The sequence below is a fragment of the Actinomycetospora soli genome (genome assembly GCF_021026295.1).
GTDB classification, from domain to species: domain Bacteria; phylum Actinomycetota; class Actinomycetes; order Mycobacteriales; family Pseudonocardiaceae; genus Actinomycetospora; species Actinomycetospora soli.
On record NZ_JAJNDA010000003.1, the window covers coordinates 165,010 to 190,424 of the forward strand.

General features: G+C 72.0%; 30 protein-coding genes and 2 pseudogenes. 12 read left to right on the forward strand and 20 right to left on the reverse strand.

The features are described from left to right. Positions 1-3 precede the first annotated feature (3 nt). Together LN037_RS05590 and LN037_RS33405 are read right to left on the reverse strand one after the other, a co-directional pair. Entirely contained in the window at positions 4-2,292 is a 2,289-nt protein-coding gene (locus LN037_RS05590; RefSeq protein WP_230751117.1) for a DUF3427 domain-containing protein, read from the reverse strand. A gap of 24 nt (positions 2,293-2,316) precedes the next feature. Continuing rightward, positions 2,317-2,727 (reverse strand): annotated as a pseudogene (locus tag LN037_RS33405) (phospholipase D-like domain-containing protein); the annotation flags it as partial. A 490-nt stretch (positions 2,728-3,217) separates the two neighbouring features. Here LN037_RS33405 and LN037_RS05600 point away from each other — a divergent pair. From LN037_RS05600 to LN037_RS05615, 4 genes are all read left to right on the forward strand, one after another. Continuing rightward, the gene (locus LN037_RS05600; RefSeq protein ID WP_230750644.1) at positions 3,218-3,646 is read left to right on the forward strand and encodes a hypothetical protein; all 429 of its coding nucleotides are present in this window, start codon (positions 3,218-3,220) and stop codon (positions 3,644-3,646) included. 88 nt (positions 3,647-3,734) lie between these two features. After that, on the forward strand, positions 3,735-4,058 hold the full coding sequence (locus tag LN037_RS05605) for a DUF6247 family protein (RefSeq protein ID WP_230750646.1): 324 nt from the start codon (positions 3,735-3,737) through the stop codon (positions 4,056-4,058). 3 nt (positions 4,059-4,061) lie between these two features. Then, complete coding sequence (locus LN037_RS05610; protein ID WP_230750648.1) at positions 4,062-4,328, forward strand: hypothetical protein; 267 nt, start codon at positions 4,062-4,064, stop codon at positions 4,326-4,328. A 15-nt stretch (positions 4,329-4,343) separates the two neighbouring features. Continuing rightward, complete coding sequence (locus LN037_RS05615; protein ID WP_230750650.1) at positions 4,344-4,664, forward strand: DUF6247 family protein; 321 nt, start codon at positions 4,344-4,346, stop codon at positions 4,662-4,664. An 18-nt stretch (positions 4,665-4,682) separates the two neighbouring features. On the opposite strand, the gene LN037_RS05620 is transcribed toward LN037_RS05615, so the two are convergent. After that, the gene (locus LN037_RS05620) at positions 4,683-5,174 is read right to left on the reverse strand and encodes a hypothetical protein (RefSeq protein WP_230750652.1); all 492 of its coding nucleotides are present in this window, start codon (positions 5,172-5,174) and stop codon (positions 4,683-4,685) included. Between the two features lie 341 nt (positions 5,175-5,515). Here LN037_RS05620 and LN037_RS05625 point away from each other — a divergent pair, with 341 nt between their 5' ends. From LN037_RS05625 to LN037_RS05635, 3 genes are all read left to right on the forward strand, one after another. Further along, the gene (locus LN037_RS05625; RefSeq protein ID WP_230750654.1) at positions 5,516-5,656 is read left to right on the forward strand and encodes a hypothetical protein; all 141 of its coding nucleotides are present in this window, start codon (positions 5,516-5,518) and stop codon (positions 5,654-5,656) included. A gap of 195 nt (positions 5,657-5,851) precedes the next feature. Continuing rightward, positions 5,852-6,313 carry a hypothetical protein gene (locus LN037_RS05630; protein ID WP_230750656.1) on the forward strand — a complete coding sequence of 154 codons (462 nt, stop codon included), beginning with the start codon at positions 5,852-5,854 and terminating at the stop codon, positions 6,311-6,313. Between the two features lie 23 nt (positions 6,314-6,336). Next, positions 6,337-6,816, forward strand: a complete 480-nt coding sequence (locus LN037_RS05635) for a hypothetical protein (protein WP_230750657.1) — start codon at positions 6,337-6,339, stop codon at positions 6,814-6,816. A 35-nt stretch (positions 6,817-6,851) separates the two neighbouring features. Here the strand turns inward: LN037_RS05635 and LN037_RS05640 are convergent, their stop codons facing one another. Further along, positions 6,852-7,934, reverse strand: a complete 1,083-nt coding sequence (locus tag LN037_RS05640; RefSeq protein WP_230750658.1) for an alpha/beta hydrolase fold domain-containing protein — start codon at positions 7,932-7,934, stop codon at positions 6,852-6,854. Between the two features lie 331 nt (positions 7,935-8,265). Between LN037_RS05640 and LN037_RS05645 the strand changes: the two genes are divergently transcribed. Then, the gene (locus tag LN037_RS05645) at positions 8,266-8,646 is read left to right on the forward strand and encodes a hypothetical protein (protein WP_230750660.1); all 381 of its coding nucleotides are present in this window, start codon (positions 8,266-8,268) and stop codon (positions 8,644-8,646) included. A 32-nt stretch (positions 8,647-8,678) separates the two neighbouring features. On the opposite strand, the gene LN037_RS05650 is transcribed toward LN037_RS05645, so the two are convergent. The 6 genes and pseudogenes from LN037_RS05650 to LN037_RS05670 form a co-directional block, all read right to left on the reverse strand. Continuing rightward, positions 8,679-9,233: a TIGR03086 family metal-binding protein gene (locus tag LN037_RS05650; RefSeq protein ID WP_230750662.1), complete on the reverse strand. Its 555-nt coding sequence runs from the start codon at positions 9,231-9,233 to the stop codon at positions 8,679-8,681. 56 nt (positions 9,234-9,289) lie between these two features. Continuing rightward, positions 9,290-9,697 (reverse strand): RidA family protein, encoded by a 408-nt coding sequence (locus LN037_RS05655; RefSeq protein WP_230750664.1) that lies wholly within the window; start codon positions 9,695-9,697, stop codon positions 9,290-9,292. Next, on the reverse strand, positions 9,698-10,537 hold the full coding sequence (locus tag LN037_RS05660) for an SDR family oxidoreductase (protein ID WP_230750666.1): 840 nt from the start codon (positions 10,535-10,537) through the stop codon (positions 9,698-9,700). After that, entirely contained in the window at positions 10,530-10,748 is a 219-nt protein-coding gene (locus LN037_RS33410; protein WP_308286111.1) for an SDR family oxidoreductase, read from the reverse strand. The genes LN037_RS05660 and LN037_RS33410 overlap by 8 nt, the downstream gene beginning before the upstream one ends. A 47-nt stretch (positions 10,749-10,795) precedes the next feature. After that, positions 10,796-11,374, reverse strand: a pseudogene (locus LN037_RS05665) (SDR family NAD(P)-dependent oxidoreductase); the annotation flags it as partial. Then, positions 11,371-11,970, reverse strand: coding sequence for a hypothetical protein (locus tag LN037_RS05670; RefSeq protein WP_230750668.1), 600 nt, complete (start codon positions 11,968-11,970; stop codon positions 11,371-11,373). The gene LN037_RS05670 and the pseudogene LN037_RS05665, both read right to left, overlap by 4 nt. A 148-nt stretch (positions 11,971-12,118) precedes the next feature. Here LN037_RS05670 and LN037_RS05675 point away from each other — a divergent pair, with 148 nt between their 5' ends. After that, a complete protein-coding gene (locus LN037_RS05675; RefSeq protein ID WP_230750670.1) occupies positions 12,119-13,036 on the forward strand; it encodes a LysR family transcriptional regulator in 918 nt (305 codons plus the stop codon). On the opposite strand, the gene LN037_RS05680 is transcribed toward LN037_RS05675, so the two are convergent. The 6 genes from LN037_RS05680 to LN037_RS33415 all read right to left on the reverse strand — a co-directional run bounded on the left by LN037_RS05680 (position 13,033) and on the right by LN037_RS33415 (position 16,580). Beyond that, entirely contained in the window at positions 13,033-13,476 is a 444-nt protein-coding gene (locus tag LN037_RS05680; protein WP_230750672.1) for an SRPBCC family protein, read from the reverse strand. The genes LN037_RS05675 and LN037_RS05680 overlap by 4 nt on opposite strands. Next, positions 13,473-13,778: an ArsR/SmtB family transcription factor gene (locus LN037_RS05685; RefSeq protein WP_230750674.1), complete on the reverse strand. Its 306-nt coding sequence runs from the start codon at positions 13,776-13,778 to the stop codon at positions 13,473-13,475. The genes LN037_RS05680 and LN037_RS05685 overlap by 4 nt, the downstream gene beginning before the upstream one ends. Positions 13,779-13,895: 117 nt before the next feature. Continuing rightward, positions 13,896-14,537, reverse strand: a complete 642-nt coding sequence (locus LN037_RS05690; protein ID WP_230750675.1) for a winged helix-turn-helix transcriptional regulator — start codon at positions 14,535-14,537, stop codon at positions 13,896-13,898. Beyond that, positions 14,537-14,974 carry a VOC family protein gene (locus tag LN037_RS05695; protein ID WP_230750676.1) on the reverse strand — a complete coding sequence of 146 codons (438 nt, stop codon included), beginning with the start codon at positions 14,972-14,974 and terminating at the stop codon, positions 14,537-14,539. Before LN037_RS05695 ends, LN037_RS05690 begins: the two co-directional genes overlap by 1 nt. 65 nt (positions 14,975-15,039) lie before the next feature. Continuing rightward, positions 15,040-15,813 carry a class I SAM-dependent methyltransferase gene (locus tag LN037_RS05700; protein WP_230750678.1) on the reverse strand — a complete coding sequence of 258 codons (774 nt, stop codon included), beginning with the start codon at positions 15,811-15,813 and terminating at the stop codon, positions 15,040-15,042. 29 nt (positions 15,814-15,842) lie between these two features. Then, positions 15,843-16,580, reverse strand: coding sequence for a tetratricopeptide repeat protein (locus LN037_RS33415; protein WP_230750679.1), 738 nt, complete (start codon positions 16,578-16,580; stop codon positions 15,843-15,845). A gap of 56 nt (positions 16,581-16,636) precedes the next feature. Here LN037_RS33415 and LN037_RS05710 point away from each other — a divergent pair, with 56 nt between their 5' ends. Continuing rightward, the gene (locus tag LN037_RS05710; RefSeq protein WP_230750681.1) at positions 16,637-17,311 is read left to right on the forward strand and encodes a 2OG-Fe(II) oxygenase; all 675 of its coding nucleotides are present in this window, start codon (positions 16,637-16,639) and stop codon (positions 17,309-17,311) included. On the opposite strand, the gene map is transcribed toward LN037_RS05710, so the two are convergent. Further along, complete coding sequence (gene map / locus LN037_RS05715; protein WP_230750682.1) at positions 17,312-18,082, reverse strand: type I methionyl aminopeptidase; 771 nt, start codon at positions 18,080-18,082, stop codon at positions 17,312-17,314. Positions 18,083-18,132: 50 nt separating this feature from the next. Between map and LN037_RS05720 the strand changes: the two genes are divergently transcribed. Then, positions 18,133-18,396, forward strand: coding sequence for a helix-turn-helix domain-containing protein (locus tag LN037_RS05720; RefSeq protein WP_230750684.1), 264 nt, complete (start codon positions 18,133-18,135; stop codon positions 18,394-18,396). Here LN037_RS05720 and LN037_RS05725 read toward each other — a convergent pair. Then, a complete protein-coding gene (locus LN037_RS05725) occupies positions 18,393-18,962 on the reverse strand; it encodes a TetR/AcrR family transcriptional regulator (RefSeq protein ID WP_230750685.1) in 570 nt (189 codons plus the stop codon). The two genes, LN037_RS05720 and LN037_RS05725, sit on opposite strands and share 4 nt — an antisense overlap. A 74-nt stretch (positions 18,963-19,036) precedes the next feature. On the opposite strand from LN037_RS05725, the gene LN037_RS05730 reads away from it, so the two are divergent. After that, complete coding sequence (locus LN037_RS05730) at positions 19,037-20,125, forward strand: cytochrome P450 family protein (protein ID WP_230750687.1); 1,089 nt, start codon at positions 19,037-19,039, stop codon at positions 20,123-20,125. Between the two features lie 479 nt (positions 20,126-20,604). Here the strand turns inward: LN037_RS05730 and LN037_RS05735 are convergent, their stop codons facing one another. Together LN037_RS05735 and LN037_RS05740 are read right to left on the reverse strand one after the other, a co-directional pair. Next, complete coding sequence (locus LN037_RS05735; RefSeq protein WP_230750689.1) at positions 20,605-21,018, reverse strand: hypothetical protein; 414 nt, start codon at positions 21,016-21,018, stop codon at positions 20,605-20,607. Then, positions 21,018-25,394 carry a DUF6531 domain-containing protein gene (locus tag LN037_RS05740; protein ID WP_230750690.1) on the reverse strand — a complete coding sequence of 1,459 codons (4,377 nt, stop codon included), beginning with the start codon at positions 25,392-25,394 and terminating at the stop codon, positions 21,018-21,020. The genes LN037_RS05735 and LN037_RS05740 overlap by 1 nt, the downstream gene beginning before the upstream one ends. Positions 25,395-25,415: the final 21 nt, after the last annotated feature.

A 25,415-nucleotide genomic window follows, 5' to 3' on the forward strand; every position in this document is an offset into this window, starting at 1 on the left:
AGCCTACGCGGCGTCGACCGCCGCGGACGCCAGAACCAGGTGCGGCATCGGGCGAGTGAGTCGCCACGTGATCGAGATGGGGCGCTCGCCGTGGTACTCGACGGCGGTCGCCGTGCCGAGGCAGACGAACGGCGCACCGCCGCCGAAGGCGTCGTTGCGTGCGGCTCGCGTGAAGAGGAGCGCGTGGCTCGTGCCGTCGAGGTAGCGACGGCCGACAACCGACGTGGTCGTCGTGGAGTTCTGGGACTCCCAGTGGAAGAGGTCGGCGGAGATCGGGTAATCGCGATATCGCGTCGACGGGGCGAACTCCTTGTCCTCCTTCCGCAGAGTCACCAGGAGTGCGTCCACGTTGGTCACCTCGCTGTAGACGACCCCTGCCGCCTGACCGCGGGTCTTGCGCGTGCCGTCGGCCCAGCCGATCCCGGCGAGGATCTCGTCGCGGCGATAGGTGCAGTGAGAGCGAAGCTCGACGCCGGGGATGCCGAGATCGCCGGGAACGACGCGAGCCTCGTCAGCGCCCAAGCGCATGAGCGTCATCGCCTCGCGCACGAAGGACGGGTGCTGGCGCAGCGTGTCAAGCGCGTCGTCGATCGACGCGTGACCGCCGAGGTCGGGCCAGACCGTATAGACGAGCATGTGCGCCATCACGCGCTCACTCGCGGACAGGTCGGCGAGGCGCGGTCCGGTCGGCAACATGAGGCGCATGTACGTCGAGGCACGCTCGAGGTCGTCGACGTGCACGAGGCTGCTCACGCGCTTCAGCAGCTCGGCCTCGCGAGGCCCCGGATCCGCCGTTGGGAACCCCGCGTCGCGGCGGAGCGCCGTCCAGCTTTCCCCCGGTCGCCCATAGACGTCCGGCAACTCGTGGCCGCTCTCGCGTAGATAGCCGAGGAGCGACAGGTCGCCGTGGGAGCGGATGTCGTCGACCAGTGCCTTCCGACCGCCACGCAGGCCCTGGTTGACGTTGTCGAGGACCACCTCCTGCGCGACGCGGTCGAGGATGAGCCGGCAGCCGGAGGGCAGGTACGGGAAGCCCTGCTTGATGTCGTCGACGAGACCCTTCCGGCTGGAGCCGGTGAGGGCGCGGTAGCGGACGTCGAAGCGGAACTCGCGGCGGTGTGCTCCGATGAAGTCGAGCACCGTCAGGACGGCCTTGTCTTGAGCGCGGCGGAGCCCACGGCCAAGCTGCTGGAGGAAGATCGTCGCGCTCTGGGTGGGGCGGAGGAAGAGGACGGTGTCGACGAAGGGCAGGTCGACGCCCTCGTTGTAGAGGTCGACGGTGAAGAGGACGGCGACCTTGTGGTCACGGAGGTCGGCGGCGGCCGAGGCGCGGTCGTGCGCTGCGGTTTCGCCCGTGACCGCCCGAGCTGGCACACCCGCCGTCGTGAAGGCTTCTGCCATGTAGCGCGCGTGGGCGACCGAGACGCAGAAGCCGAGGGCGCGCATGCGTCCGACGTCGGTCACGCGGTCGCGGAGTGCGTTGAGCACGATGCGGGTGCGGGCGTCGTTGCCGGTGTAGACGCGGTCGAGGGCGTCGGTGTCGTAGGAGCCGCGCTTCCACTCAATGGACCGCAGGTCCGTGTTGTCGGCGACGCCGAAGTAGTGAAAGGGACAGAGCAGGTCCTGTTCGAGTGCTTCGCCGAGGCCGATCTCGACGGCGACCCGGCCGCCGAAGAAGTCGCGGACGTCGACGCCGTCGGCGCGGTCGGGGGTCGCGGTGAGGCCGAGGAGTTCGGTGCAGTCGAGGCGGTCGAGCAGGGACTTGTACGACGGCGCTTCGGCGTGGTGGAACTCGTCGATGACGGCGACGTCGTAGTGATCCAGGTTGACGTCGCGGAGCGACTGGACGGACGCAAAGACGTGCTTCCACTGCGTCGGGCGCTGGCCGCCCACGAGGAATTCGCCGAAGGTGCCGTTGCCGAGGACCTCGCGGTAGGTACGTCGAGCCTGCTCGAGGAGTTCCTTGCGATGGGCGACGAATAGCAGGGACTTGTCGGCGCCGCCGAGGCGGCGGTAGTCGAGTGCAGCGACGACAGTCTTGCCGGTGCCGGTTGCGGCGACGACGAGGTTGCGGTGGTGGCCGCGGAACCGCTCGGCCTCGAGGGCTTCGAGAATGTGCTCCTGGTGCGGCCGCGGGAGGACATCGAGGCCGGAGAGTTCGAGGATGTTGGCGCTGCCGCCGGCCTGGGCGCCGAGAGCACGGTCGAGGAGGTCGGCGTCGCGGTCGGGGTCGTAGGCGCGGAAGTCGGGGCTGTTCCAGTACGTGTCGAAAGTGGCCTCGAACTTGCGCACGAGGGCCGGGGTCGCGACCGAGGAGATGCGGACGTTCCACTCGAGCCCGTCAACCAGCGCGGACTTCGAGAGGTTCGAGCTGCCGACGTAGCCGGTGTCGAACCCGGAGTCGCGCCGGAAGAGCCAGGCCTTGGCGTGGAGGCGGGTCGCGTCGCTCTCGTAGCGGATGCGGACCTCGGCGCCGTAGCGGCGGATCAGCTCGTCGACGGCGCGGCGTTCGGTGCCGCCGAGGTAGGTCGTGGTGATGACGCGGAGCGGCTTGCCGCGGCGCTTGAGGTCGTCGAGCTGGTCGGTCAGCAGGCGCATCCCGTGCCACTTGACGAAGGCGCACAGCAGGTCGACGCGGTCGGCGGACGCGATCTCGGCCTGGAGCTCGGCGCCGAGGGACGGCTCGTCCTTCGTGTTGGTCAGGAGTGCGGTGTCGGAGAGGGGCATGGCCGGCCTGACCTTGTAGACACCCGGCGCGACGGAGATGGCGAGCAGCTGTTCGAGCTTGGTGATGGCGTCGTCGTCCTGGGCCTGCAGCAGGGTCAGGACCTGGTTGACCACGTCCCGACGACGGGTGTCGTCGCCGTTGGCGCTGAGGGCACGACGGACGACCTCGGCGACGTGACGGGCGAGGACGTCGGGGGCCGCCGCTGCGTCGAGCGGTCGGAAGACCGCGGCATCGTCGGGTAGTGCCTCGAGCCGCCGCTCGAGCCCCGCTGTGCGCAGCGACTCGTACAGCCCCTCGTCCACTCCCCCAGGCACGGCCGCAGCCTGCCACGGTGGCCTCGCCCGTCGACGGGCGAGGTCTGTAACGAGATCTCCACCTGAGCGATGTCCGGTTCAGACCTTGATCGGAGGATCGGTGACCCTCGAGACCCTTCTCGCTCAACCAACTGCGCAAGTCGCAGACCCTCGTCTGACGAGCATCATCGCGGCCGTGGAGGCGGGCGAGGCGTGCCCCGGCGTCATCAACCTGCTGGTCGGGAGCTGGCTTATCCAGGGCCGCCCGGTCAGCTCGGAGACCTTCCTCCAGGCGTCGTTCGACTCCATGTGCCAGTCCGTGCTCGCCGTGAAGCAACCTCGCCGATCACGGATCTCAGAGGCTGAGCGAGTCCAGCGCGCGCAGGAGGCCGTCGCCCCAGGGTTCGCCGCCGTCGAAGCGCCGGAGGCTGACCCCGACACCTTGTGCCTCGTGGACGTCTCCCTGGCCGCCAGCACCGGGCCGTCCCTGCACCCGCCGGCTATCCGCGTGGCGGCGTCGTCTGTCATGGCGTGGTGGATCACGGACTTCGAGGTTCGTGAGGAGAGAGCGCGGGGCACGGGTGTGGGGGTCGGCGTCGGGGTGGAGTTCGTCTACGAGGTCTGATTCGACGCCGAGATCACCTGGACGTGCGCACGCCCGGCTGGTTGCCGAAGCGGCCGCGGCTGTCGGGTGCAGCCGCTACGGTGATGCCGTGACCACGTCGACGTCCCCTCGCCCCGAGCGGCGAGGCTCGCTGGCGCGAGGCGCGTCGCCCGCCTCGATCCGGGCAGCGCTGTTGCCCGAGGACAAGACCGTCTTCGACGCCGCCTACGAAGACGCTCTCGAGAGGGCCCGCCGGGACTATGACCTCGCGGCCCTCCACGACACCCTCGAGAACTGGCGCAGACAGGCCATCGCGCAGTCTGATCCCGAGGCTTTCCGGCTGATGGTCCGTCGCGCGGCAGCGTTCTTCAGCGGCGAACCAGTGCCCTCCGACGAGCCCTTCGCTGTCACCCGAGCCAAGGCTGGCATGTAGCGGGTGTACCGGGTCGAGCCGGTCGGCGAGGACATCGCTGCCGCTATCGATGACCTGCCCGAGCGGTTCCCCGCGGCGTTCGCGGAGCTGCGTGTCGCGTTGGAAGTCGCTCCGTGGAGTGTCGGCGAGCCATACCACCCGGCCAATCCCTCCGGCTCTCGATCCGCCGCCTTCGGACCGGACGAGCGCGGGTTGGTGGTCTTCGCGGTCGAGGACAGAGATCGGCGAGTTGTCTGGCTCTGGTCAGTGCTCGTTGCTCCCGAGGAGTGAGGTCATCTTCTTGCCATGACAGAAGCCGAGAACCTGCACCACGAAGGCTCTCCTGCCCGTCACCCGTTTGCTCCGGGTGCAAGCGAGACCGCGGTTCGAGACGCCCTCCGACCGGAGGATCGGTCACGGTTCGACGACGCTGCCAGGGCAGCCCGCGAGTCGGGAGATGGCGGCGCGGTCGCTCGCACTCTCGAGCAATGGCGGCGCGTGGCCGTCGTGCAGCGCGACCCGGAGCAGTTCGTGCGGATCGCACGGCGCGTCGCCGAGCAGCGAACCGGGCAGCCCAGCCCACCGGACGAGCCTTTGGATGTGACGCGGGCGAAAGCGGGGATGTGAGCTGAGGCGGCGGCCCCGTCAGCCTGCTGGGCAGGTCGGCCCGGGCTCGTAGCCCATCCGACGGCAGGCCTGGGCGTACGTCTCGCCATTGGCGTCGCGCATGCCGCGGTGGTCCTCGACCAGCGTCCGGTCATCGGCTTCCTGGTAGACGCGTACGGGCACCGGACATCGCCCGGTCTGCTCGCCGATCGAATTGATCGTCGCGTTGTCGCGCGGGTCGTTCGTGTAGTCGATGCGGTTCGTGCATCGGCTCGCGTCGACCGAGGCGGTCCTCGACCTGGTGGTCGTCGTCGCCGAACGCTTCGTCGGCGTGGTCGTTGTGGTCGACGGCGGCTCGCTGCTCGACGCCGCGTGTGTCGAGCTCGCGGGTGCCATGGTCCGCGGCGCCGCAGCGACCGTGGCTGAGGGCACCACCGTGTCGGCCCTCGCGATCTGGACGCAGGCGCCGATAGCGATCGCAACAGTGACGGCGACAAGGACTCCTGCCACCCAGCTACGGAGCTCCGTCATGTCGGACCCATCGCGCTCGCAACGGCGTCGGGTTAGCCGAGCCGTGCACGTTCACTCGGGCGGACGCCCTCGCGTGCGGAGCAGTAACGGATCTCTGTGTGTGGCGATGTGTGGGAACAACGGAACTGGTGTCGGGGAGGCGTCATGATCGGCGGGTTGGTGGCTCTGGCCGCGGTGGGTCAGCTGTCGAAGAAGGCTGAGGAGCGACGAAAGGCGGCCGAGGTTGCCGCGCGACGTGAGCGGCGCCGGGCCCAGCCCATCCCGAAGGCGTTCGCCTGGGCCTACTCGGACGAGCAGAAGCGTGACCACGAGCGTTGGGTCTACGAGAGTCGCTCGCCGCGATGCCGAGCGTCAAGGAGCTCACGGACCGCGCCCGCAACTACGACCGGCTCGGGATGCCCGAGTCCGCGAACGCCATGCGGGCTCTCCGCGACATCACCCCGTCGTCGTCTGCCCTCGACCGCATCCGTCGGATGCGCTGACCTACAGGACGGACCTGCCCGGGGCCGTCGTCGGGAAGGTGTCACGCGGCGAGCACCCGGGGCGAAGAGCACAGGGCCGGGGGCTCCCACGCGGTCTCTGTAGACGCCGTCGCTCAGCTGGCCATGCTGTCGAAGTTCTTGGAACCGATCGGCTCCTCGCTCACTCCAAGCGAGTAGAGGAACCGGGAGGTCGAGATGACGACGATCGTGAGAAGAATGGCCGCCACACTGCTGGCGGCGCTGGCAGTGGCGGCGACGTCCGCAGGAGTGGCGCACGCCGACCCGCGCCCCATCTCCGACGAGGAGTACTTCGGCCTGATCCTGCTGCCGCGGGACGAGGACGGCATCGAGGTGCCGGTACGGAACGGCGACCAGACGCTCGGCCACGCGAAAGCGTGCTGGAAGCACAACTTCTGCAGCCTCCGGGCGATCGCTCTCACGATCCAGGGGAGGCAGAACAAGCAGCCGCCCGAGGGGCCGCGCGTGGTGTACGTCGCGCACGCCGTCGGGGGCGGCTTCGACCTCCGGCTCCGCGTCGTGGTCGACACGAGCACCTTCACGCGTCGCGGGACGCCTCCTGACGGCCGCCCTACCGGCGTGGTCACCGCCTACTGCGAGGGGATGGAACGCTGCCCCGACGAACTGAATCGGGCGTGATGCCGGCTCCTAGGGTGTCGCTCGTGCACCTCGTGACCGTGCTCCCCGCCTGGATGATCGCCGACGGCGAGTACGGCGACCTCGCGGTCGGACGTGCGGCCGAGTTCGGCTTCGCGTTGGAGCCGGAGTCAGTGGACGTCGGGGCGTTCCCCCCAGGCTTTGCGCAGTCGGGAGACCGCGTGCCCGTCACGACGATCTCGGGCTCAGTGCTCCGGCCTTCGTCGCAAACGCCGACGATCGTGGACGCGGGGACGCTGATGCCCGTACTGCATGGTGCGGCTCCGTCCGGCGATGGGGTCCTGGCGCGGGGTCGGCTCGTGGTCGAGCCCCTGTTGTGGTCGTCGGACGGTGTCCTCTGGCCACTTCTCCCAGACGGCGTCCGGCTCTGGTCCGTGGACCGAATTCGTGAGGTGGCGACGGACAGCACCGACCTCGACATCAGTCCTGCGGTATCCGAGGTGGATCACGACGCCGTCTACCTGCTCGACCTCAGCAGACCGTGAGTCCAACTCTCACCTGAGCCCCGTTGTCATAGTGCTCACGAGGCGGAGACACCTCGCGCGAAGCCCGTCACGTCCCGGACCGCCTCGGCGTACACCTCCGGCATCGCGTTCTGGAAGAGCAGCTCGCCGACGTGGCACAGGCCGAGGTTGATCTTCCCGACCGACGGGACACCCGCCGCCACCAGCAGCCGGTGGTAGGCGAGGCCCTCGTCGCGCAGGGGGTCGCACTCGTTGACCGAGATGACGTGCGGGGGCAGGCCGCCGAGGTCGGCCGGCTCGGCGCGGGAGGGCCAGCAGGTGGGGTCGTCGACGTTCTCGCCGTCCGGGTCGTAGACCTCTGCGAGCAGCGGGAACAGCGCCCGGTCCAGCCAGTACTTGTCGTTCTCCCACAGCGAGTGCAGCTCCGCGGGCGGTTCGTCCCAGGTGCCCAGGATGTACGGGCACTGCGCGTAAACGCCGGCGATCTCCCCCACCCACCCCTCCCGGCGCGCCTTGATCGCCACCGCGAGGGACAGGTTGGCGCCGCCGGAGTCGCCCGTGACGACGATGCGGGTGCCGCCCAGCTCGGCGAGGTTCGCGTGCACCCAGCGGATGGCCGCGGCGCAGTCGTCGAGTCCGGTCGGGAACGGGTTGGCGCCGGCGGCCCCTCCAGCGTTGCGGTAGTCCACCCCGACGACGACCGCGCCCGCCTTCGCCATCTCGTCGCGCCAGTGCACGTAGAGCGGGCCCGTGGCCGACAGCATCACCATGCCGCCGCCGTGGATCTGGACGATCACCGGCAGCGGCCCGTCGACGCCGTCCGGCCGGTGCACGTGCAGGGCGATCTCGTGCCCGTCCCGGGTCACCGCCCGGACCTCGCGGGACACCCCGTCCACCGGCTTCAGGTCCTGGGCGAGCACAGTGAAGAGGCCCTCGAAGGCCTCCTCGGCCGCGACGCTGAACCCGAGCAGGGTCTCGCGACCGGCGTCCGCGGTGAGCGGATTCGGCGCGGGATGGTCGAGCGCTCCGAGCGCCCCGAACACGGCGACCATCCGGGGATCGGAGCGCGGGTCGGTGCCGAGCGTGAGGGCGGGATCGCCGAGCCGGCCCGGAGGGACGTGCGGGGTGCCCGTGGTCATCGGCTTCTCCTCGGCGAGCGGCTCGACAGTGTCCGAGAAGCGTGGCGCAGCCCGATCGACACCGTCAACGAGCTCGTCGTGCCGCGCGGACCCGTCGAGAAGGCCGAGCCTGGCACCCGAGGCGACATCCGAGAAATCTCGGGCGGTCTGACCCGCGTGGTGCCTACTCTCCCCAACCAGACGACGACCGCGACGCGAGAGCAGGGCCGGGCTCGAGGCGGTCCGGGACGACTCGATCGGCCGGTGCCCTGATCGACCGGCCGCTCCCACGACTCGACCGCCGGCGGCCGCCACCCACCCACGACCTGTCCAGGTCGAGAAGGGCTCCGACATGACCGATGTTCACGACGGGCAGGTGTGGAGCTACCGCACCCGTCCCGGCGAGGAGCACTCGCGCCTGCGCGTGCTGCTGACCGACTCCGATCCGGTGCTCGGTCACATCGTGCACGTCAGCGTCCGCGACGTCGTGATACCGAATTCCTGGTCGGATTCGGGGTACACGACTTGGATCACGCATGTTCCGCTCAGCCAGGAGGCTTTCGAGCGCAGCGCGATCGACCTGCTCGGGACCGACCCCGGCGAGCCCGACCTCGAGGGCTACCGGACGTGGCGTGACGAGAACGGAGGGGTGTTCACCCTCTCGCTCGCCGAAGTCGTCGATCACGTCCAGTACGCCCTGCGCGTGGTTGCTGCTCGCCATGACGAGCCGTGAGCGCTCGATGTCGCGATGGCGGTAGAGCTGCGTCAGGCGCGTCGACCCACGATGGCGAGTAACTCGGCCTGCGGGTCAGTGCTGGACGGCTGGACGGCGGCGTCGAACAGGCCCGGGCCCGTGAGCATGATCGGGCCGGTGCGGAGGTAGGCCAGCGCCGCCCCCACGGCCTCCGGGTCCAGGTGCTCGTCGAGCCGGGCGCCACGGGTGAGGTCCCACTCGTGCACGGTGAGGTCGACGAGCATCTGGACCGCGTACTCCTCGACGGCCAGCCACCCGAACGACGTGTGCACCCGCGCGGCGCTGCCTGACCACGCCGGACGGGACAGCAGGGCGGCGGCGTCCCACGCGCGGACGGGGTCGTCGCCGACCAGGTCGCCGTCGTACCGGTCCCCGACCTCCTCCATCGACTCCCCCGCCAGCACGTGCGGCGCCCACCGGTGCTCGAAGCACATGTGGGCCACGAGGTCGCGCACACTCCACTCCGAGCACGGCGTCGGCGACGACCACCGCTCCGCCGGCACCGCGTGCACCCGCGCGCCGAAGCGGTCCGTGGCGGCGGGGAGGAGCGAGCGGACGTCGTCCATGGCAGGGAACCCTTCCCGACGTCGGGTCGGGCGCGCCAGTCCGTCGTCGGGAAGGTTCAGGGCAGGACGGCGACCGCGTCGACCTCGACCAGGTAGCCCGGCGCGGCGAGGGCCGTGACGCCGATCCAGGTGCTCGGCTGCTGGAACTCGACGCCCACCCTCGCGGCCGCCCGCTCCCTCCCGACGACGAACTGCTCGGCCTTCGTCTCGTCGAGGTCGACGAGGTAGACGACGACCTTCGCGAGGTCGGCCGGCGTCGCGCCGACCGCCTCGAGCGCGGCGTGGATGTTGAGGTAGGCCTGCTCGGCCTGCGCCGCGACGTCGTCAGGACCGACGAGGGTGCCCTCGAGGTCCCACGACACCTGCCCGGCCAGGTAGACGGTGCGCCTGCCCTGGGCGACGGCGACCTGGTGGTGGACGTCGACGCGGTGGACACGGTCGGGGTGGACGAGGTCGACGGGCATCTACGTACTCCTCAGGACGTCGTCGAGGGTCAGCGCGGGGTGGCCGGTGAGCGTGGGGATGTCGTCGGTGTCCGTGGCGAGCTCGCCGGCGGCGATGGCGGTGTAGGTGCTGACCCAGGCGTCGAGCTGCCAGTCGGGGGCCTGCCCGGCGCGGGAGCGGTAGGCGTCGTCGAGGGTCTGGTCCTCGAAGCGGACAGGGCGGCCCTGGTGGCGGCCGATCTTCTCGGCGGCCTCGGCGAGGGTGAGGGCCTCGCGGCCGGTGAGGCGGTAGGTCCGGCCGTCGTGCGGGGCCGGGTCGGCGAGGACGGCGGCCGCGGCGTCGGCGATGTCGTCCTGCGCGACCGCGGCGACCCGCCCCTCCCCCGCCGGGCCGCGGATGACGCCGTCGGCCTCGACGAGCTCGGGGAGGAAGTCGAGGTAGAAGTTGTCGCGCAGCACGATCGGCGTGAGGCCGGAGGCGTGGAGGTGCTCCTCGGTGGCCGCGTGGTCGCGGGCGAGGGTGAACGTCGCCGTGGGCGAGGCCTCGGCGAAGGAGATGTAGACGAGGCGGCTCACGCCCGCGGCTGCGGCGGCGTCGATGAAGGTGCGGTGCTGGTCGACGCGGTCGGGGGTCTCCGAGCCCGACACCATGAGCACGGTCCCGACGCCGGTCAGGGCCTCGCGGACCTGGTCGGGACGGTCGTAGCTGCAGGCGACGACGGTGGCGCCGGGCAGGTCGGGAGCACGGGCAGGAGTGCGCACGGCGAGGCGCTGCGGGATGCCGCGGCCGGCGAGACGACGGGCGATCCGGCCGCCGAGGCGGCCGGTCGCGCCGGTGACGGCGATCGGGAGCTCAGCCATGCGGGATCTTGTACGGGGCGGTCATCCCGCCGTCCACCGGGAGCGCCACGCCGGTGACGTATCGCGCCTCGTCGGAGGCCAGCCAGGCGACGGCGTTCGCGATGTCGGCCGGCTCGACCCAGGAGATCGGCAGGGCGTGCATCCCCTGCATCGATGCGGCCGCCGTGGCGCGATCGGCCCCGGGGACACCCCCGCTGAACAGCTCGTACATCGCCGGTTCTGGATCATGTCCGTGTCCACGTTCGTCGGGTGGACCGTGTTGACCCGGATGCGGTGCGGTGCGAACTCGATCGCCAGCACCTTCATCAGCCCGACGAGGCCGTGCTTGGCGGCGCAGTAGTGCGCGAGGTTCGGGAAGCCGATCAGGCCGGCGACCGAGCTGGTCAGCACGATCGACCCGCCGCGCCCACCGTCGATGATCGCCGGAGCGGCGGCGCGCACGGTGTTGTAGGCACCGGTCAGGTTGATGTCGATCATCTCGCGCCACGTGCGCTCGTCCAGCTGCAACGCCGGCGCGAAGCTCCCGATCCCGGCGTTCGCGACGACGACGTCGAGGCGGCCGAACTGCGCGACGGTCTCGGCCACCGCCTTCTCCAGCGCGGCGAGGTCCCGGACGTCGGCCTGCACGGCGAGGGCCCGTCGTCCCACAGCCTCGACGGCTTTCACGGTCTGCGCGAGCTCGGACGGGTCCGGCATCGGGTAGGGCGCGGAGTCGATCGGCGCGCAGAGGTCCACCACGGCGACGTCGGCGCCCTCCTCCGCGAGCCGGACGGCGTGAGCGCGGCCCTGGCCGCGCGCTCCCCCGGTGATCAGGGCGACCGCACCGATGAGCTTCACGGCAGGACCCGGTCGATCTCCGGCGCGAGCAGCTCGGCGGCGCGCTCCGCGGTGATGACGTCGGCCGGGTCGGGCCGGCTGATCTCGCGCGACGCGGCGTCCTCGTAGACGTGCTCGCCGATGAGGCGCTGACGGTCGTCGTAGGGCCAGACGAACGCGAGGGTGCGGCGCAGCAGGTACATCTCGGCGGGGTCGTCGCCGGCGCGGATGTCGGCGAAGGCGCTGTCGCCGAGCATGGGCGCCGGGACGAAGGCGTTGAACACGACCTCGCCGGAGAAGCCGTGGTCGTTCACCGCGATGTCCTGGTCGGCCACCCACATGACGATCGCGTTCGCCGCCATGAGCGACTCGTAGAACGCGACGACCTGCTCCATCCCGTCGAGGATGATCGACTGCCCGCCCTCGTGGAGGCGGTAGTGCGGGTGCTCGACGGTCATGTCGGGCGCGAGGAGCTCCTGGTAGCGGCCCGCGACCTCGAGCAGGCCGTGCCGTCGGTAGTTCTTGAGGATGGCGCGGTGGCGCGGGTTGTCGACATCCTGGAGCTGCTTCTCCAGCCCCGCGAACATCGTCACGAACTCGTGGTCGTACTTCCCCATGGTGGTTCTCCTCGGTGGTGGTGACCTCACCGAGGTTCAGGTGTGCGGCAGGCGGCGTCCACGACACTTCTCGTCGGCGGCGTGAACCGATCGGTTATCGCCGCAGCTCAAAGGCTCCTAGTGTTGGTGACCTGGCACACTTGTCGCCGTGGACCTCAACCTGCACCTCGTGCGCTACCTGACGGCCGTGGTCGACGAGGGACACTTCGGACGCGCCGCGGCCCGGCTCTACGTGAGCGGTCCGGCGCTGAGCAAGCAGGTGCGGACGCTCGAACGGAAGCTCGGGGTCGACCTCGTCGACCGCAGCGCGCACCCCGTCGTCGCGACGGAGGCCGGGCGTCGCTTCCTCGCCGAGGCGCGGGTCGCCCTCGCAGCGGCGGACCGTGCGGTCGCGGCGGTCGACGCGTACCGCCGGTCGGCCTCCGGCGTGCTCCGGCTCGGGTTCATGACCGCCGCGACCGGCACCCACACCCGCCGCATCCTCGAGGAGATGGAGCGCGAGGTCCCCGACGTCTCCGTCCAGCTCGTGCAGCTGACCTGGCCCGACCAGGCCGAGGCGGTCCGTGCCGGCACCGTCGACGCGTCGCTGGTGCGGCCGCCCGTCGTCGACGGCGAGGGGCTGTGTCTCGACGTGGTCCGCCACGAGCCGCGGGTCGTGGCCCTGTCGGCGCGCCACCGGCTCGCGACGCGGACGTCGGTCGAGCTGTCCGACCTCGACGACGACCCCCACGTCGACGACGACGAGACCGACCGGGTGTGGGTCCGCTGGTGGGCCTGCGACCCGCGACCGAGCGGCCGTCCGGTCCGCTACGGACCGGTGGTGCACACCCTCGACGAGCTGCTCGAGGTCGTCGCCGCGGACCGGGCCGTCGCCATCACCGGCGGCTCCGTGGCCGACAGCTACCGCCACCCCGAGGTGGTGTTCCTGCCCGTTCTCGACGCCGACCCGTGCCCGATCTCGCTCTGCACCCGCGCGGACGACCGCTCCTCCGGGGTCGAGGCGCTGCGCCGGGCGGTCGAGACGTTCCGGCGCTCCTCGGACACGGCCCTCGTGGCCCCGACCTAGTCGAGCGCGCCCGCGAGGCTCTCGAGGCAGGCCGCCCAGCCGGTCCGCATGCCCTCGACGGCGTCGTCGCCGGAGAGGCCCTCGACGGTGAGGTCGAGCCGGGTGCCGCCATCGACGGGGTGCAGCAGCATCGTGCAGCGGGAGCTCTCGTTCATGTCCTCGCCCGAGGTGACGACGTCCATGACGAGGCGCGTGACCGGCTCGAAGACGGCGAAGGTCGCGACCTCCCGGTAGTCGTCGCCGGCGGGTCGGGGGCCGAACCGGATGCGGTAGCCCCCGCCCTGCGCGGCCTCGACCTCGCAGCTCGACACGAGCCACTCCGGGTCGGGGCAGAGCCACCGCTCGAGCAGCTCGGCGCGGGTGAGGGCGCCCCAGACCTTCTCGGGCGGCGCGGGGTAGGTCCGGTCGAGGTCGAACGAGAGCAGCGGGGCGATGGTCATGTCTCCTCCAGGAGGGTGCCGAGCGCGTCCAGCCGGGCCGACCAGAGCGCCTGTTGGTGTGCGGTCCACTCCGCCACGGCGACGAGCGCGTCGTCGCGCAGCCGGCACTCGCGCACGCGACCGCGCTTCACGGTCGACACGAGCCCGGCCTCCTCGAGCACGCGGACGTGCTTGAGGACGGCCGGGAGCGACATCGCCGTCGGCACCGGCAGGGAGCCGACCGGCGCCGGCCCGCGGGCGAGGCGCTCGACGATCGCCAGCCGGGTCGGGTCGCCCAGGGCCGCGAACTGATGGTGAACCACGTGGTTAACTGTTGCGGGTGATCTCCGTGGCGTCAAGGGGCTGAGTCGGCACTGCCTCTGCGGGAGCCGTGTCCGTCGGACACGGATACGCGCAGCACCCGTCGTCGGGAAGGGAGATCACGCCGCCAGGTGGAACGTCTCCGCGAACCGCCCGAGCAGGCGACCAGGACCGTGGAGCACCTCGACGACACCCGTCGAGATCGCGTGCTCCGGGGCGAGCTCGCCGGTGATGACCCGGCGGATGTCCGGCCCCGCCGCGAAGGCGAGGTCGGCGGGACCGCCGCCGCGTGCCACGTCGAGCGACGGGCCGTCGACCCGGATCAGCAGCTCCACCTCGCCGAGGTGCGCGGAGTACGCCGTGGCCGGGAACGACGCCGCCACCGGCGCGCGGAAGGCCGACCGGAGAGCGACCGTGAGGGCGTCCGGGGTGATGACCTGCTCGTCCCGCGGCTCCCCCAACGCCTTGAACCCCCAGGCCGAGAGGGCCAGCACGATCGGCTCGAGCTCGCGGCCGTACGGCGTCAGCTCGTAGATGATCACGCGGGACCGGGGCGCCCGACGGATGATCCCGGCCGCCTGCAGCTCCTTGAGCCGGGCCGCGAGGATGTTGGTGGGGATGCGCGGCAGGCCCGCGGCGAGCTCGCCGTTGCGACGGGGCCCGACGAGGAGGTCCCGCACGATCAGCAGCGCCCAGCGCTCCCCGATGAGCTCGATCGCGCGGGTGACCCCGTCGTACTGCCCGTACTCGCGTGGCGCCATCAGGCCTGCTGGTCGGCCAGGTGCGCGTCGGGGCCCTGCGCGGCGGCCTGCGGGTCCATCCAGCCGAACTCGAGGACGTTGCCGTCGGGGTCGGTGAGCTGGCGCTGGTACATGAAGCCGTAGTCCGACGCGTCCCGCGCCTCGGTGCCGCCCGTCGCGAGGCCGGCGGTCACGGCGGCGTCCACGGCCTCCCGGCTCTCGAGGAAGAGCGCGGTCGCGACGGAGACGGTCTCGGCCGGGTTGCCGATCGGCCTGTCGGTGAAGGTCTGGAAGAAGTCGCGGAGCAGCAGCATGAAGAAGTTGTGGTCCTCCTCCACGACGACGCACGCGGCGTTGTGGTCGGTGAACGCCGGGTTGATGCGGAACCCGAGCGACTCGTAGAAGGCCTTCGACCGGTCGAGGTCGGTCACGGGCAGATTGACGAACATCGCGGGCATCGGGGGCTCCCTGGCATCGCCGGTGTGCGGACGGCGATTAGACTTGCAAAAAACAAGTAGCCCCGTCAAGCCCGTTCGTACGTTTGTAGGACCATAGCGTTGCGCGCGTGCGGCACCAGGGCGAAGAGCCGGACGGCCGTCGAGGTCCGCCCGCCGGTGCGCGTGGCCGTGGCGTCGACGAGGGAGAGCTCGTCGACGAGCCGCGGGGCCACCCGCGCGAGGTCCGCGGTCGACGACGCGAACCCGGTGTCGGCCGCCCGCATCGCCGGCTGCAGGCCGGCGACCCACGTCACCCACGGCGCGACGGTGTCGGCCACGAGCGTGCTCCCGCGGGTCATCGCCCCGTGCACGGTCGCGTCCACCCCCGCGGGATCGAGGTACATGAGCAGGCCCTCGGCGAGGACGAGGCGCGGGAGGTCGGCGGGGAAGAGGTCGAACGAGGCGGGGTCGGTCACGTCCGCAGCGACCGCCGTCCGGAGCTCGGGGTACAGCCGGCGCCGCAGGTCGATGACCGGTTCCTGGTCGACGTCGAACCACTGCACGCCCGGCCCCGGGTCGAGACGCAGCACCCGGCTGTCGAGCCCGCACCCCAGGTGCAGCACCACGGCCTCGTCGTGCCGGGCCAGCCACCCGCGCGCGATGTCGTCGATGAGCTTCGCCCGCGCGCAGATCAGCGGGGTGTTGCCGCCGAGGCTCAACCCGAGGTCCGGCGGGTCGTCGACGCGCGCGAGCAGCTCGGCGGCGTACGGGTCGTTCAGGATCGGGCGCTCCGACGCGGCGTCGTGCGCGTGCATCGTCAGCGTCCACAGCATGGTGCGCTGTTCCTGCTGCAGTTCCATGCGCGGGGACTTCCCGACGACGGGTGCGCTCAGCCCTGGCGCTCGGCCAACCACTGCCGCCAGGCGGCCGCCGTCCCCGTGTCGCCGAGCAGGTCGGCGTCGACGGCCAGCGCGCCGCCCGACCGCAGCGTCCACGGGTGCCGCTCCCCCAGCACGCGGCCGGCACGCGCGAACACCTCGGCGTCCACCGACCGCGCCCACACCACGTCACCCGCGCCGCGCAGGACCGCGCCGAACTGGTGCGCGGCGTCGATGGTGCGCGGGTCGTCCTCACCGAACACCCGACGGTGCCGCTCCAGCGACTCCTGGGCGAGCTCCCGCACCAGGTCGATCGCGTCCAGTGCCACCCCGAGGGCGACGATGTTCCGTCCCGTGTCGAGCGTGTGCGGCGCGTCCGGACCGAGCACGTCCCGACGGCGGATATGCACGTCGTCATAGACCCGCAGGGCCTCCTGCAGCTCCCCGACCTGCGCCAATGTCGCCGCCAGACTGCTCGCGGTCGTCAGGGTGCGCGAGTCGTCGACGCCGTGCAGCCGAACCCGCCGCGCCAGCGTGTCGCGGTCGACTGCGAGGGCGAAGTCGGTGTCGCCGAGCTGGGCGACGAGGCCGGCGAAGCGGTCGGCCGCGGCCAGCGTGTCCTCGTGGTCCGGGCCGAGCTCGTCCCGACGGCGGGTCAGCACCTGCTCGAGCAGCGCGTGCGCCTCGTCGATGCGTCCCTCGCGATCGGCCGCGACGGCCGCGTCGAACTGCTCGTCGTCGACGGCCACGCCGGGAGCCTAGGGGCGACTGCAACGGAACACGGCGGCACGGGGTTCCTGTGGACGTGACTCCCGACCCGCTGGCCGCCCTCGACACCGACGGCTTCGCCCGGCTGCCCGGCCTCCTCGACCCGGCCACGTGCCGCGAGCTCGCCGCGATGTTCGACGACGACGCCCGCTTCCGGTCGACCGTCGTCATGGCGCGGCACGCCTTCGGCGAGGGCCGCTACCGGTACTTCGCCGACCCGCTGCCGGACGTGGTCACCGAGCTGCGGACGGGGCTCTACCCGCGGCTCGCGGCGGTCGCGAACCGGTGGGCCGAGGTGCTCGGCGAACCGGGGTTTCCGGCGACCCACGCCGAGTACCGCGCGCGATGCGCGGCGGCCGGCCAGACGAAGCCGACGCCGCTGCTGCTGCGCTACGGGCCGACCGGCTACAACTGCCTGCACCAGGACCTCTACGGCGACCTCGCCTTCCCGCTGCAGGTCCTCGTGATGCTGAGCGAGCCGGACGTCGACTTCACCGGCGGCGAGAGCGTGTTCGTCGAGCAGCGCCCGCGGCAGCAGTCCCGGGCGAGCGTGGTGCGTCCCGGCCTGGGCGACGCGGTCGTGTTCCCGGTGCACCACCGCCCGCGCCGCGGCGCCCGGGGCCATCACCGGGTGCAGATGCGGCACGGGGTGTCGACGGTGCACAGTGGATCGCGGCACGTGCTCGGGGTGATCTTCCACGACGCGGCCTGATCAGAGCTGCGTGAGCACCTGTGGCCCGTCCGCGGTGATCGCGACCGTGTGCTCGACGTGCGCGGCACGGGTGCGGTCGACGGTCCGCAGCGTCCACCCGTCGTCGTCCTCGCGGTACTCGTCGGTGCCGCCGGCGATGAGCATCGGCTCGATGGCGAGCACCAGGCCGGGACGCAGGCGGTAGCCGCGGTTCGGGCGCCCCTCGTTCGGGACGTGCGGGGCCTCGTGCATCTCGCGGCCGATGCCGTGGCCGCCGTGGCCCTCCATCAGCCCGTAGCCGGCGGCGCGCGCGACCGTGCCGATCGCGTACGCGATGTCGCCGATCTTGTTGCCGGGCCGCGCGGCGTCGATGCCGGCCTGGAGGGCGTTCGTCGTGATGTCGATGAGGTGCTGGTCCTCGGCGTCGGGGTCGTCGCCGACGATGAAGCTGATCGCCGCGTCCCCGCTCCAGCCGCGGAGGCGCGCGCCGCAGTCGATGCTGACGAGGTCGCCGGGCTGCAGCGGGTCGGTGCCGGGGATGCCGTGGACGATCGCGTCGTTGACGCTGATGCACGTGACGGCGGGGAACGGCGTCGACGCCGAGCTCGGGCGGTAGTTCAGGAACAAGGGCTCGGCGCCGGCCACGGCGATGACCTCGGCCGCGACGTCGTCGAGCTCCTTCGGCGTGACGCCTGGTCGGGCGGCGGCCCGCGCCGCCTCGAGCGCCTGCGCCGTGATCCGGCCGGCCTCGCGCATCAACTCGATCTCGTGGCGGTTCTTGATCTCGATCATGTCCTGCTCCGACCGCGTGGGATAACTATCCCGGTGTTACTATCACGGTCATGGTGCGCGTGCCGCTGACCCCCGACGAGCGCGAACGAGGGGCCCGCCTGGGCGAGATCCTGCGCACGGCGCGCGGTGCACGGTCGATGACGGACGTGGCCGCGGCGGTCGGGATGCCGGTCGAGACGCTGCGGAAGATCGAGTCGGGCCGCGTGCCCACGCCGGCGTTCTTCACGGTCGCCGCCCTCGCGACGGAGCTCTCACTCCCCCTGGACGAGCTGGTGGCAGCCTGCCGCCCGTCGTCGGTCGCGCGGTCGGCCTAGATCACGAGGTCGAGGTGGGCGTGCAGGGTCGCGCGCGCCTCGTCGACCGTGAAGTGCTGCCCGAGCACGTGCAGGGCCAGCCCCTCGACGAGTGACAGCAGGGCCGTGGCGGCGCGTCGCGGGTCGTCGACCTTGCCGGCATCGGCGATCCACTCCGCGAGACCGTGCCGCATGCGTTCGGTGTCCGCCCGCAGCTCGGCGGCGATCTCCGGCTTCACGGCGGCGTAGGCCTGGAACGCGAGACCGACGTGCGCCTCGAGCGTGCGCTCCTCGTCGAGCGGGAGGAGCTGCTCGAGCAGCGCCTCGACCCGTCGTCGGGAAGAACCGTCCTGCATCGCCGGGTCGACGGCCAGCCGCTGCTCGACGCGGTCGCGCACCGCCCCGAGCGCGAAGACCATCATCTCGTCCTTCGTGCGGAAGTAGTGCTGCACCATCCCGGCGGTCACGCCCGCCTCGGCGGCGACGTGCCGGAGGCTGACGTCGGTCAGACCGCGCTGCGCTGCGACACGCATCAGGGCGTCGGCGAGCAGCGTGCGGCGCTCGTGCGGGTCGACCCTCTTCGGCACGGCGGGGAGCTTGTCACGTTGCGTCTGCACTGTCATCGTCATGACGTTGCGACTGCAATGCCAAGGAGGACGCCGTGCTCGAACTCCCGCTGCCGAGACCCGACCCCATCACTCCCCCGCCGGCGCACGACGAGTTGCGACGGGACCGCCCGGTGGCGCGGGTGTCGACCGTCGCCGGGCCCGCATGGCTCGTGACGTCCGCCGACCTGGCCGTCTCGGCCTTGACGGACCCGCGGTTGAGCCTGACGCCGCCGGGGGTGGACGTGGACGTGCGGGCGTCGCTGTTCCAGGACGGTCCGGCGCACGCCCGGCTGCGTCGCCTCGTGGCCGGTGCCTTCAGACCCGCTCGGATCGCGGAGCTGCGGGGTCGGCTCGACGGGCTGGCGGCGGAGTTCGTGGAGCGGGTGGCGGAGGCCGGGCCGCCCGTCGACCTGGTCGACGTGCTCGCCGCGCCGCTTCCGATCGCGGTGATCGGGGACCTGGTCGGCATCTCCGGACTCGACGAGTTCCGGGTGCTCGTGGACGCGGCGTTGGCTGTGGATCCGATGTCCGGCGACGCGACGGCGTGGGACGAGTTGGGCCTGTTCGTGGGGTCGCTCGTCGCTTCGCGGCGGGCCTCTCCCGGCGACGATCTCCTGGGGGACCTGCTCGCGGTACCCGACGCCGAGGACGGAAGGCTGTCCGACGAGGAGCTCGTCGCGTTGGTGCAGGTACTCGTGGCGGCCGGGGCGCTCACGGTGCGGAACGCGCTGGTGCAGGCAGTGGTGCGGCTGGTGTCGTGCGGGCGGTTTCTCTCGTTGGCGTCCGCGGACGTGTCGGAGGTCGTCGAGGACGTGATCCGACGGTCGGGGGTGGAGCCGTTCCCGCGGTTCGCTCTGACGGATCTCGTGCTGGGCGGCGTGGAGATCGCGGCGGGCTCGATGGTGCTCGTGTCGCTCGAGGCGGCGAACCACGATCCGGCCCGGTCCGCCGGCCACCTGGGTTTCGGGCACGGGCCGCACTACTGCCTTGGCGCCGCGCTGGCGCGGGCGCAGCTGTGTGCGGTGCTGCCGGTGCTCGCGCGGCGGCTGCCGGGGTTGCGGCTGGACGTCCCGGTGGCGTCGATCCCGTGGTTCCGGGGCTTCGTCGACCACGGGCCGGTGGCGCTGCCGGTGAGTTGGTAGAGGCAGCTCCCTACGCCGGAGTGGGTCCGTCGGACCGCGTCGCGGCGACTCGGTTGGTCGTGGGCCCCGGTGCTGCCGGCCTGCTCCGAAGGTCAAGATCTCATCGCGCCGCGCGATGTGGTCGCTGAGCGAGCACATCGCGCGGCAGGTCGAGATCTTGACTGCAGCAGAGGCTTTGGGGCAGTGCGTGACTTCAGCCGCGCAGGGCCTGGAGGCGGTCTACCGATCCGCCGGAGGCCAGTCCGATCAGCCCAGTAACGGCCCCGTCCCACCTTGCAGGAAGCTTGGCGGGCAGATCGAAGAACTCGATCGTCACCGTAGCCCGGGCCCTTCACCGGATGTCTCAAGTTCGACAGCGCGCAGAGCCACGTCCTGGAGCTCCGGAACATCGACGCCGAAGATCATGCGCACAGGACGGTCGTTGGCGAGCAGGGCCGTCCACGAGTTTCGGCTGTTCCAGGCCGCTATAGGGCTGTTCGTTACGCGACCAGGACGAACAGGTCCCACGCGCTGAACGACTCCGGGTCGAAGTCCTCGTCCTGCTCCCCCGGCCGCAGCAACGTGCTCTCGAGAAGCTCTGGCGACGCGCGGAACTCTGCGGACTCGAGAGACGTCATCACGACGACGCGGAACGGGGGCTGGCATATCGATTCCGACGCGGGGCGGTCCGCGTTGACGAAGGCGACGGGCAGCTTGATCGAGAGCATGACGACTGTCGTCTGCTCGTCGAGCAGAAGGATGTATTCCTCGTTGCCGGGCTCCCACGAGAGCCGCAGACTGGCATCGAGCGCGAAAGACTCCGCCCATGCCACGGCGTCAGCCTCGGTCCACCGCCGAGGCCCCGCCGCGCTCTCGCGGAGTTCGAGTAGTGTCGGATCAAGATCGGTCGTCATCAGTGGTTGGAACCTGCCGGAGAGACGTGGACGGTGCCTGATCCGCGTTTATAGACGTTGACCGCGTTGGTCCTCGAGCCGGCCCCTACGTTGCCTCGCGCGTCGACTCCGATTTCCTGCGGCAGTTCCACTCGAGCCCGGTTCGCGGGTTCTCCGGGCTTTCGAGCAGCCCAGAGATCATGTGCGTCTGCGTGCTGCGCGGCGTGGACCGAGAGACGGTCGACGTCGATGTGTTCGTCGAAATAGCTCTTACCAGGGAGCCGAGTGCTGTGCGCGTGGTTCGCGTTCCGCGTCGGGTTCGCTGTGTACTTGCCGTCGGTCACGTTGCCCTGTCCGTCGACGTGGGTCGGCCGGCTCGCGGCCAACCCTCCGGTCGAACAGTTCGTCAACCCCAGCGGGTCCAGCCAGGTGTGCGGGTTGTGGACGTACGTGCTCGGGTTCGGGGCGGGCGCGAGGCCGAGCGGGTCGAGGCTCGCGTAGCGGGCGGTGTCGGGGTCGTAGTGGCGGTGGACGTTGTAGGCGAAGCCGCTCTCGGGGTCGTGATACTGCCCGGGGAAGAGCAGCGGTGTCGACGCGCCGGTCCAGGTCGTGCGGCCCCACAGCGTCCGGGAGGCGGCGCCGGCCACCGAGCCGTCGAGGGCCAGCAGCTCCGTCGGGGCCCCGACGAGGTCGGTGACGATCGCGTAGAAGCGTTCGTCGATCTCGGGCTGGCCCGCGCGGCGGACCCGTTCGCGCTGGCAGACCGGGTGCAGGCCGGCGTGGTCCCACGTGGTCGAGGCGACGCCGTCCGGCGCGTGCGCGACCTCCTCCACGAGCGTCGCCCCGTCCCAGGCGAAGTCGACCTGCCGGTCGGGGCCGATCTTCGAGACCCGCCGACCGAGCGCGTCGTAGACGTAGCGCCAGCGACCGCCGTCCGGGGTGACGAGCCCGACGAGACGGTCGTCCGCGTCCCACTCGTAGTGCCACGACTCGGCCCGCCCCGACAGCCGCCCGCGGGTGCGGCGGACGACCCGGCCCTCGGCGTCGTGGGCGTAGGTCACGCGGCCGGCGCGGACGAGGAGCGTGCCCCGGTACTCGCGGCGCCCGCCCGGCTCCGGGTCCCCGGGCCAGTGCGCCGACGTCTGGTTGCCCGCCGCGTCGTAGGCGTAGCGCTCGCTCCAGCCCTCCCCCGCCACCGCCGTCACGTGCCCGAGCGCGTCCAGGTCGAACGTCCGCGCGCCCGTGCCGGTGACCGCCGCCAGGTACCCGTCGTCGCGGTACCGGTAGCGACGCCGGACCGGGCCGGCCGACACGGCGCCGAGTCCCTGCGGCCCCCACTCGGAGTCCACCGTCACCACCCCGGCCCGACGACGGGTCTCCCGCCCGAGTGCGTCGTGCTCGAAGGCGACGCCCACCCCGGCGTGCAACGACGACACCCGGGACGCGGCGTCGAACGTCCACGTGCTGACCTGACCGGTCGGTGTCTCGCGCCGCACCCGCCGTCCGGAAGGATCGAACGACGACGTGACCGCCCGCCCGTTGACCGCCTCCCGCACCACGCGCCCGCACACGTCGCGCTCGAGAACGAGGTCCACCTCGGGCGTGGTGGCGCGGATCAGGCGCCCGGCCGGGTCGTGGTCGAACGTCGTGAGCACCCCGCCGGCACGCTGCTCGGTGACCTGGCCGAGCAGGTCGTACGCGGTCTCCACCGTCTGCCCGAGGGCGTTGCGGCGCTCGACGACCTGCCCCGCGGCGTCGAGCCGGTAGGTGCGCCGACGCCCGTCGAAGTCGGTCTCCGCCACCACCCGCCCCGCCTCGTCGCGGGTGTAGGACCAGGTCAGACCCTGCGGGTTCCGCACCCCGACCAGCTGCACCTGCGCGTCCCAGACGAACTCGGTGCGCGACCCGTCGGGATCGACGCGCGCGGCGGGCACCTCGAAGTGCGCGCGCTCGAACCGGGTCACGTGCCCGGCCGCGTCGACCGACTCGACGACGTTGCGCTCGCCGTCGTAGACCGTGCGGGCGGTGCGGCCGTCGGGGCTCGTCGTCGACGCGGGCAGGCCCTCCAGCGTCCAGCCGTACCCGGTCCGCTGCCCGACGGCGTCGACCTCGACGACCACGCGACCGAACGCGTCGCGCTCGAAGCGGGTCGTCGCGCCGAGCGGATCGGTCACCTCGACCGGCAGCCCGGCCGCGTCGCAGCGCACGAGTGTGCGGTGGCCGAGCGGGTCGGTCACGGAGGCCAGACCGCCCGATGCGTCGTACCCGAACGACGTCCGTGCTCCCGCCGGGTCGACCACGCCCGTCCGCAGGCCCCGCTCGTCGTAGGCGTGGCGCCACACGGCCCCGTCCGGCTCGACGACCCGGACCGGCAGCCCCCGGGCGTCGCGCTCGATCGTCACCGAGGCCCCGTCGGGACGGACCACCTCGACGAGCGCCCCGGCGTCGTCGTAGCCGAACGTCGTCCGCCGGCCGAGCGGGTCGGTCGTCGAGGTGACCTGGCCGCCGTGACCCCAGGTCCAGCGACGCGCGGCACCGGTCGCGTCGACCGCCCGCACCACGCGCCGGGCGTCGTCGTGGACGTAGTGCGAGCGGTACCCGAGCGCGTCGGTCATCTCGACCACGGACCCGAGGTGGGCCAGGTCGCACGACAGCATCCCGTCGGCGCCGGTCTGGCGGACGACCCGGTCCTGGTCGTCGTACTCGTGCCGGAACCATGTCCCGATCCGGTCGATCCACCCGGTGATGCGCCCCGTCGCGTCGTAGCCGTAGCGGAAGGGCAGATTCGACGAGTTGACGATCGCGGTGAGGTTGCCCGCGGTGTAGCCGAAGCGGACGAGCGCCGAGGGCTCGCCGTCGGGCCCGGCGTCGAGCAGGTCGAGGCCGACGATCCGGTCGAGCGCGGAGTCGACCCGGACCCGGTAGCCCCCGGAGTGCCGCACCTCGACCGGCATGCCGTCGGCGAGGCGTTCGATCGTGATCTCGTGGCCGACGCGGTCGGTGATCCGCGCGAGCCAGCGTTCCTCGCCCTCGCCGGTGAAGTGCAGCGTGCGACCGTGGTCGAGGTCGTCGAGCAGGACGACGCCGTCCTCGGCCCGGGCCGTCCACCGCGGCGTGTGCGTCGAGACCACCGGGACCACACCCGGCGTCGGGAACTCGAGGACGTGCGCGTCGGCGCGGGCGAACCAGACCGCGTCCGCCCCGACCTGCAGGCGCTGGTCCAACGTCGACGCCCAGGACGGTCCGAAGAAGCGACCGGCGCGGTAGTTCGAGACGTGCGTCCGCTCGAGGACCAGCGGCAGCACGCCCGGGAGGTCGACGTCGAGCTCGGGCTGGAAGAGCAGGCCCGACGCCAGGTCGACCGGCTCGGTGTTCGCGGCCTTCGTCTCCGGGACGGCGGGCGACTCCGGGCCGCCCTGCCGCGCCGCCTGCCCGGCCGGTGGCAGGGCCTGGGCCGGTACCTCCGCCGTCCGCACCGCCGCGGCCGCGTCCTTGCCGACGACGGGTGCGACGGCCTCGCCCGCGCGGGTCAGGCCGCCGATGGCCTCCCCCGCCTTCAGCCCGCCCTTGATCCCGGTGGCCGCCCAGCCCGCGAACGGCACCATGGCCGCCGCCGAGAGGCCGGCGTTGAGGTAGTCGCCCTCGGCCGCGTACCAGGCCGCGTTCGCGCCGTCGGCCACCTCGCCGACCACCGGCACGAGGCCCACGACGTCGAGCGCCGCGTGCCCGAGATCGCCCCACGAGAACCCCGACTCCTCCTGCGGGGCCTGAGCCGGAGGGGCCGCCGCGAGCTGCGGCGGAGCTCCGAGCGGGGCACCGGGAGCGCCCGCCGTCCCGCCTCCCGGTGCCCCGCCGGCCGCGCCGGGGACCGGCGCCGTCATCCCCGCCAACTGCGCCTGCGCGCTCTGCACCTGCGTCGTCGCCGCCTGATTGGCCTGCTGCTCACGCCGGACGGCCTGCGCCTGGAGCTGCTCACCCTGCGCGATCTTCGCGTTCGCCGCGTCCACGGCGCCCTGCGCCCCGGTGACCGCGGCGTCCCGCTGCGCCGACGGCGGCCCCGCCGAGACGGTCTGCATCGTGGCGGTGGCCGTCGCGAGCTCGGCCCGCCCCTCGGCGACCAGCCGCTCCCCCTCCGCGAACATCTCCTGCGCCGAGCGCAGCTCCGTGGCGTAGGTGGTCAGCGCCTGACCGGCCAGCCGTGAGACGTCCGCGCCGATGGCGGCCCGGGTGCCGAGCTCGGCGATCCGGCCCGTCGCCGCCGTCGCCGCTCCCCCGGACCAGGCGCTGCCCAGCCCGCCGCCTGCCGCCCGGATGCCCTCGCCGGCGCTGGTGAACTGCTCGGCCGTCGACGTCAGCTGCGACGCCCCGGCCTCCACCGCTCCCGCATCGCCCGGCATGGGCACCTCGACCACCCCCTC

Excerpts from the sequence above, each read along its gene's own strand:
- LN037_RS05670 (WP_230750668.1), bottom strand. The coding sequence starts at position 11,970 with ATGGGGAAGTACGACCACGAGTTCGTGACGATGTTCGCGGGGCTGGAG.
- LN037_RS05680 (WP_230750672.1), bottom strand. The coding sequence starts at position 13,476 with ATGACCATCGCCCCGCTGCTCTCGTTCGACCTCGACCGGACCTACCCC.
- LN037_RS05650 (WP_230750662.1), bottom strand. The coding sequence starts at position 9,233 with ATGGACGACGTCCGCTCGCTCCTCCCCGCCGCCACGGACCGCTTCGGC.
- LN037_RS05720 (WP_230750684.1), top strand. The coding sequence starts at position 18,133 with ATGGTGCGCGTGCCGCTGACCCCCGACGAGCGCGAACGAGGGGCCCGC.
- LN037_RS05620 (WP_230750652.1), bottom strand. The coding sequence starts at position 5,174 with ATGACGGAGCTCCGTAGCTGGGTGGCAGGAGTCCTTGTCGCCGTCACT.
- LN037_RS05640 (WP_230750658.1), bottom strand. The coding sequence starts at position 7,934 with ATGACCACGGGCACCCCGCACGTCCCTCCGGGCCGGCTCGGCGATCCC.
- LN037_RS33410 (WP_308286111.1), bottom strand. The coding sequence starts at position 10,748 with ATGTACGAGCTGTTCAGCGGGGGTGTCCCCGGGGCCGATCGCGCCACG.
- LN037_RS05625 (WP_230750654.1), top strand. The coding sequence starts at position 5,516 with ATGCCGAGCGTCAAGGAGCTCACGGACCGCGCCCGCAACTACGACCGG.
- map (WP_230750682.1), bottom strand. The coding sequence starts at position 18,082 with ATGATCGAGATCAAGAACCGCCACGAGATCGAGTTGATGCGCGAGGCC.
- LN037_RS05615 (WP_230750650.1), top strand. The coding sequence starts at position 4,344 with ATGACAGAAGCCGAGAACCTGCACCACGAAGGCTCTCCTGCCCGTCAC.
- LN037_RS05735 (WP_230750689.1), bottom strand. The coding sequence starts at position 21,018 with ATGACGACCGATCTTGATCCGACACTACTCGAACTCCGCGAGAGCGCG.
- LN037_RS05630 (WP_230750656.1), top strand. The coding sequence starts at position 5,852 with ATGACGACGATCGTGAGAAGAATGGCCGCCACACTGCTGGCGGCGCTG.
- LN037_RS05740 (WP_230750690.1), bottom strand. The coding sequence starts at position 25,394 with ATGCCGGGCGATGCGGGAGCGGTGGAGGCCGGGGCGTCGCAGCTGACG.
- LN037_RS05660 (WP_230750666.1), bottom strand. The coding sequence starts at position 10,537 with ATGGCTGAGCTCCCGATCGCCGTCACCGGCGCGACCGGCCGCCTCGGC.
- LN037_RS05700 (WP_230750678.1), bottom strand. The coding sequence starts at position 15,813 with ATGGAACTGCAGCAGGAACAGCGCACCATGCTGTGGACGCTGACGATG.
- LN037_RS05690 (WP_230750675.1), bottom strand. The coding sequence starts at position 14,537 with ATGGCGCCACGCGAGTACGGGCAGTACGACGGGGTCACCCGCGCGATC.
- LN037_RS05645 (WP_230750660.1), top strand. The coding sequence starts at position 8,266 with ATGACCGATGTTCACGACGGGCAGGTGTGGAGCTACCGCACCCGTCCC.
- LN037_RS05695 (WP_230750676.1), bottom strand. The coding sequence starts at position 14,974 with ATGCCCGCGATGTTCGTCAATCTGCCCGTGACCGACCTCGACCGGTCG.
- LN037_RS05655 (WP_230750664.1), bottom strand. The coding sequence starts at position 9,697 with ATGCCCGTCGACCTCGTCCACCCCGACCGTGTCCACCGCGTCGACGTC.